We start from the raw sequence: 5,968 nt of genomic DNA, 5'->3' as shown, positions 1-5,968 counted from the left end.
GCCCCCGAGGCAGGTCCGGCCGCTTCTGTCGCACGACGGCCCGAGCTACTTCACCGGCTCCGGCTCAGGTGCGTCCGCCGTCTCCGTCTCCCCGGCCGGGTCGGCCGGGGCCTTCACGGAGTCCAGCAGCAGCTGCGATACGTCGACCACCTGGATCGACTCCTTCGCCTTGCCGTCGTTCTTCTTGCCGTTGACCGAGTCGGTCAGCATGACCAGGCAGAACGGGCAGGCGGTGGAGACGATGTCGGGGTTGAGCGACAGAGCCTCGTCGACGCGCTCGTTGTTGATGCGCTTGCCGATCCGCTCCTCCATCCACATCCGGGCACCACCGGCGCCGCAGCAGAAGCCGCGCTCCTTGTGGCGGTGCATCTCCTCGTTCCTGAGGCCCGGGACCTTCGCGATGATCTCGCGCGGCGGGGTGTAGATCTTGTTGTGACGGCCCAGGTAGCACGGGTCGTGGTACGTGATCAGGCCCTCGACCGGCGTCACCGGGATCAGCTTGCCCTCGTCGATGAGGTGCTGGAGCAGCTGGGTGTGGTGGATGACCTCGTACTCGCCGCCGAGCTGCGGGTACTCGTTCGCGATGGTGTTGAAGCAGTGCGGGCAGGTCGCGACGATCTTCTTCGACGACTTCGGCTTCTTCGTCTCCGGGTCGTCGTCATCCTCGCCGAACGCCATGTTCAGCATCGCGACGTTCTCCTGGCCGAGCTGCTGGAACAGCGGCTCGTTGCCCAGGCGGCGGGCCGAGTCACCCGTGCACTTCTCGTCGCCGCCCATGATCGCGAACTTGACGCCCGCGATGTGGAGGAGCTCCGCGAAGGCCTTGGTGGTCTTCTTGGCGCGGTCCTCGAGAGCGCCGGCGCAGCCGACCCAGTACAGGTAGTCGATCTCGGACAGGTCCTCGACGTCCTTGCCGACGATCGGGACCTCGAAGTCGACCTCCTTGGTCCACTCGACGCGCTGCTTCTTGGCGAGCCCCCAGGGGTTGCCCTTCTTCTCCAGGTTCTTGAGCATCGTGCCCGCCTCGGACGGGAACGCGGACTCGATCATCACCTGGTAGCGGCGCATGTCGACGATGTGGTCGATGTGCTCGATGTCGACCGGGCACTGCTCGACACAGGCACCGCAGGTGGTGCAGGACCACAGCACGTCCGGGTCGATGACACCGTTCTCCTCGACCGTGCCGATCAGCGGCCGCTCGGCCTCCGCGAGAGCCGCGGCCGGAACGTCCTTGAGCTGCTCCTCGGATGCCTTCTCGTTGCCTTCCATGTCCTTGCCGCCGCCGGCCAGCAGATACGGGGCCTTGGCGTGCGCGTGGTCGCGCAGGGACATGATCAGGAGCTTCGGGGAGAGTGGCTTGCCGGTGTTCCAGGCCGGGCACTGCGACTGGCAGCGACCGCACTCCGTACACGTGGAGAAGTCGAGGATGCCCTTCCAGGAGAACTGCTCGACCTGGGAGACACCGAAGACGGCGTCCTCGGCCGGGTCCTCCCAGTCGATCTCCTTGCCGCCGGACGTCATCGGCTGGAGCGCGCCGAGCGCGACCGCGCCGTCCGCGTTCCGCTTGAACCAGATGTTCGGGAAGCCGAGGAAGCGGTGCCAGGCGACACCCATGTTGGTGTTGAGCGAGACCGTGATCATCCAGATCAGCGAGACGCCGATCTTGATCATCGCGGTGAAGTAGATGAGGTTCTGCAGTGTGCCGAGCGCGAGGCCCTTGAACGCGAGGACCAGGGGGTACGAGATGAAGTACGACGCCTCGTAGCCGCCCACGTGGTGGATCGCGCCCTCCAGACCGCGCAGGGTCAGGATCGCCAGGCCGATGACGAGGATGACGTACTCGACGAAGTACGCCTGCCAGGCCTTGGAGCCCGCGAAGCGGGACTTGCGGCCGGCCCGCGAGGGCAGGTTCAGCAGCCGGATCGCGATCAGCACGAGGATGCCGACCGTCGTCATCAGACCGATGAACTCGGTGTACATCTCGAACGGCGGCCAGTTGCCGATGATCGGCAGGACCCAGTCGGCCTTGAAGAGCTGCCCGTACGCCTGGAGCAGCGTCGGCGGCAGCGTCAGGAAGCCGATGGCGACGAACCAGTGCGCGAAGCCGACGATCCCCCACCGGTTCATCCGGGTGTGGCCGAGGAACTCCTTGACCAGGGTGATCGTGCGCTGCTTCGGATTGTCGGTGCGGCTGCCCGCCGGGACCGGCTGTCCGAGCGTGACGAACCGGTAGATCTGCGCGACGGCTCGGGCGATGAGCGCAACGCCGACCACAGTCAGCACCAGCGACACGATGATCGCGGCGAGTTGCATTTGGGGGCTCCTCGGGCCTGCGAGGGTGGGATCCAGCGTCTACAAGGGGATACTGGCAATTACTAAGCAGTAACTTAATCAGTCTGTGCTGACACTATCCACTTATTCCGCCGCGCTGTAGCCGCACCGGCGGTGATCTGTGTCGCTCAGGTGTGCCTTGCCGTGCCGGGTGAGTCCGTGGACCGCCCGGTACAGGGGAGCGTGCACGGCTCGCACCAGGATGGCCAGGTCGAGTCCCACCCAGTGGTGCTCGGCGTAGTGCTGGTCGAGCAGGGCGGGCTCGTCCCACGGCATTCCGGAACGGGAACGTACCTGTGCCAGGCCGGTGAGGCCCGGTTTCAGTTCCTGCCGCCAGTGTCTCGCGGCGGGGGCGAGGGCGGATGTGGGGGTGTCGGCGGTGCTCGGGCCGACAGCTTCGGCGGCCCGAGCGGCGTCCGGTGTCAGGGGTGCCGGTCCGACCAGGGAGAGGTCTCCCCGTACGACGTGCGGGAGCCGGGAGAGCAGATCCAGCCGCAGCCGCCGGGTACGCAGCGAGCACAGTACGAAGAGGTGGCCGTCCAGGCCGATCCGGGGCGACCGGGTCAGCACCCCGCCGGGGGGTCGCCGCACCGCGAGGGCGAGGGCGCCCGTGGCGAGCAGGGGGGCGGCCAGGGCCAGCAGGATCGAGCCGAGGATCAGATCCAGAACGCGCTTGGCCGACGGCCGCTCCCACTGCCGCGCCGACGGCCACTGCCATGCCCGTGCCCTCGGCCACTGCCACCGCCGTACCCACCCTGCCTGTCTCCGTCCCTGTCCCTGCCTGTGCCTCTGGGCGCGCCTCTGCCTCTGTTGCCTCTGTCTCTGCATCGTTCGCACCTGCCTGGGGTCGGGCGGATCGAGCCGATCGATTGCCTGTTTTGCGTGCTTGAAGGCAGTTTGTGACAGAACGATCCCATGGCGCGATGATGGGTGGCGGCTGCCCGGCCCGCGGACGGGTGGGTGTCGTCGGTGATCTCTCGGTGCGCGTGAGGTACCGGCACGATAGTTGAGTCTGCTCGACTCAAGTCTGTTGACTCTGGGACGGGCGTCGTGCATCCTTGAGTCAGTTGCACTCAAGTAGTCAAGCTGGAGGAATTGAAATGGCACGTGCGGTCGGCATCGACCTGGGCACGACTAACTCCGTCGTCAGCGTTCTCGAAGGCGGCGAGCCCACCGTCATCACCAACGCAGAGGGCGCCAGGACCACGCCGTCCGTCGTCGCCTTCGCGAAGAACGGCGAGGTGCTGGTCGGCGAGGTCGCCAAGCGTCAGGCAGTGACCAACGTCGACAGGACCATCCGCTCCGTCAAGCGCCACATGGGCACTGACTGGAAGATCGACCTGGACGGCAAGAGCTTCAACCCGCAGCAGATGAGCGCCTTCGTGCTGCAGAAGCTGAAGCGGGACGCCGAGTCGTACCTGGGCGAGAAGGTGACCGACGCGGTCATCACCGTTCCCGCGTACTTCAACGACTCCGAGCGTCAGGCGACGAAGGAGGCCGGCGAGATCGCGGGCCTGAACGTCCTGCGTATCGTCAACGAGCCGACGGCCGCCGCGCTGGCGTACGGGCTCGACAAGGACGACCAGACGATCCTCGTCTTCGACCTCGGTGGCGGCACGTTCGACGTATCGCTGCTGGAGATCGGCGACGGTGTCGTCGAGGTGAAGGCCACCAACGGTGACAACCACCTCGGTGGTGACGACTGGGACCAGCGCGTCGTCGACTACCTGGTGAAGCAGTTCGCCAACGGGCACGGCGTCGACCTGTCCAAGGACAAGATGGCGCTCCAGCGTCTGCGCGAGGCCGCGGAGAAGGCGAAGATCGAGCTCTCGTCCTCGACCGAGACGACGATCAACCTGCCCTACATCACGGCGTCCGCCGAGGGCCCGCTGCACCTGGACGAGAAGCTCACGCGCTCGCAGTTCCAGCAGCTCACCGCGGACCTCCTGGACCGCTGCAAGACGCCGTTCCACAACGTCATCAAGGACGCGGGCATCCAGCTCACCGAGATCGACCACGTCGTTCTCGTCGGTGGCTCGACCCGTATGCCGGCCGTCGCCGAGCTCGTCAAGGAGCTGACCGGTGGCCAGGAGGCCAACAAGGGCGTGAACCCGGACGAGGTCGTCGCCATCGGTGCCTCGCTCCAGGCCGGTGTCCTCAAGGGTGAGGTCAAGGACGTCCTGCTGCTCGACGTCACCCCGCTGTCCCTCGGTATCGAGACCAAGGGCGGCATCATGACGAAGCTCATCGAGCGCAACACCACGATCCCGACCAAGCGCTCCGAGATCTTCACGACGGCCGAGGACAACCAGCCGTCCGTCCAGATCCAGGTCTACCAGGGCGAGCGCGAGATCGCGGCGTACAACAAGAAGCTCGGAATGTTCGAGCTGACCGGCCTGCCGCCGGCCCCGCGTGGCGTCCCGCAGATCGAGGTCGCGTTCGACATCGACGCGAACGGCATCATGCACGTCGCCGCCAAGGACCTCGGCACCGGCAAGGAGCAGAAGATGACCGTCACCGGCGGCTCCTCGCTGCCGAAGGACGAGGTCAACCGGATGCGTGAGGAGGCCGAGCAGTACGCGGAGGAGGACCACCGCCGCCGCGAGGCCGCCGAGTCCCGCAACCAGGGCGAGCAGCTCGTCTACCAGACGGAGAAGTTCCTCAAGGACAACGAGGACAAGGTCCCCGGTGACGTGAAGACGGAGGTGGAGACCGCGCTCACCGAGCTGAAGGAGAAGCTCAAGGGCGAGGACACCGCCGAGATCCGTACCGCCACCGAGAAGGTCGCGGCCGTCTCCCAGAAGCTGGGCCAGGCGATGTACGCCAACGCCCAGGCCGACGGTGGCCCGCAGGGCGACCCGCAGCCGGGCGCCCAGCAGGCCAAGGCCGACGACGACGTCGTCGACGCCGAGATCGTGGACGACGAGAAGGACGCGAAGGGCGGTGCGGTGTGACCGAGGAGACTCCGGGCTTCGAGGAGAAGCCCGACGTCCCCTCCGGCGCTGCCTCCGACGGAGCTGAGCCGAAGGACGCCCCCTCCTCTCCGGAGGAGGAGGCGCCGGCGGCCGGGGACGGAGTACAGACAGTCGGTCTGACGGCACAGCTGGACCAGGTCCGCACGGCGCTCAACGAGCGCACGGCCGACCTCCAGCGGCTCCAGGCCGAGTACCAGAACTACCGCCGTCGCGTCGAGCGGGACCGGGCCACGGTCAAGGAGATCGCAGTAGCGGGTCTCCTGTCCGAGCTCCTGCCCGTGCTCGACGACGTCGGCCGGGCCCGGGACCACAACGAGCTCGTGGGCGGGTTCAAGTCGGTGGCCGAATCACTGGAGACGGTCGTCGCCAAGCTGGGCCTGCAGCAGTTCGGCAAGGAGGGCGAGCCCTTCGACCCGACGATCCATGAAGCCCTGATGCACTCGTATGCGCCGGACGTCACCGAGACGACCTGCGTGGCGATCCTGCAGCCGGGGTATCGGATCGGCGAGCGCACCATCCGCCCCGCGCGGGTGGCGGTGGCCGAACCCCAGCCGGGTGCGACACCGGCCGCGGCCAAGGAAGAGAAGGCAACCGACGAGGAGAGCGGTGGCACCGAGGAGGTCTGACATCCCGTCTGACCACCTCGCGGCCCACCGCCCGGC

At 67.2% G+C, this 5,968-nt stretch carries 4 protein-coding genes; 2 read left to right on the top strand and 2 right to left on the bottom strand.

The features are described from left to right. Positions 1-45 precede the first annotated feature (45 nt). Positions 46-2,313: a (Fe-S)-binding protein gene (locus tag ACFU8Q_RS38195; protein WP_384463790.1), complete on the bottom strand. Its 2,268-nt coding sequence runs from the start codon at positions 2,311-2,313 to the stop codon at positions 46-48. A 102-nt stretch (positions 2,314-2,415) separates the two neighbouring features. Next, positions 2,416-3,159 carry a sugar transferase gene (locus ACFU8Q_RS38190; RefSeq protein ID WP_384463787.1) on the bottom strand — a complete coding sequence of 248 codons (744 nt, stop codon included), beginning with the start codon at positions 3,157-3,159 and terminating at the stop codon, positions 2,416-2,418. A 272-nt stretch (positions 3,160-3,431) separates the two neighbouring features. Between ACFU8Q_RS38190 and dnaK the strand changes: the two genes are divergently transcribed. Then, a complete protein-coding gene (gene dnaK / locus ACFU8Q_RS38185; RefSeq protein ID WP_361449671.1) occupies positions 3,432-5,285 on the top strand; it encodes a molecular chaperone DnaK in 1,854 nt (617 codons plus the stop codon). Beyond that, positions 5,282-5,932 carry a nucleotide exchange factor GrpE gene (grpE, locus tag ACFU8Q_RS38180; protein WP_384463782.1) on the top strand — a complete coding sequence of 217 codons (651 nt, stop codon included), beginning with the start codon at positions 5,282-5,284 and terminating at the stop codon, positions 5,930-5,932. The genes dnaK and grpE overlap by 4 nt, the downstream gene beginning before the upstream one ends. The last annotated feature ends 36 nt before the right edge of the window (positions 5,933-5,968 follow it).

It is taken from the genome of Streptomyces sp. NPDC057543 (assembly GCF_042801895.1).
Classification (GTDB): Bacteria; Actinomycetota; Actinomycetes; order Streptomycetales; family Streptomycetaceae; genus Streptomyces.
The sequence above is the reverse complement of the archived record's forward strand: the minus strand, read 5'-3'. Positions and strand labels throughout refer to the sequence as shown.

What these genes read in the sequence shown, in the direction of transcription:
- ACFU8Q_RS38190 (WP_384463787.1), bottom strand. Translation starts at nt 3,159, where the DNA reads ATGCAGAGACAGAGGCAACAGAGGCAGAGGCGCGCCCAGAGGCACAGG.
- dnaK (WP_361449671.1), top strand. Translation starts at nt 3,432, where the DNA reads ATGGCACGTGCGGTCGGCATCGACCTGGGCACGACTAACTCCGTCGTC.
- ACFU8Q_RS38195 (WP_384463790.1), bottom strand. Translation starts at nt 2,313, where the DNA reads ATGCAACTCGCCGCGATCATCGTGTCGCTGGTGCTGACTGTGGTCGGC.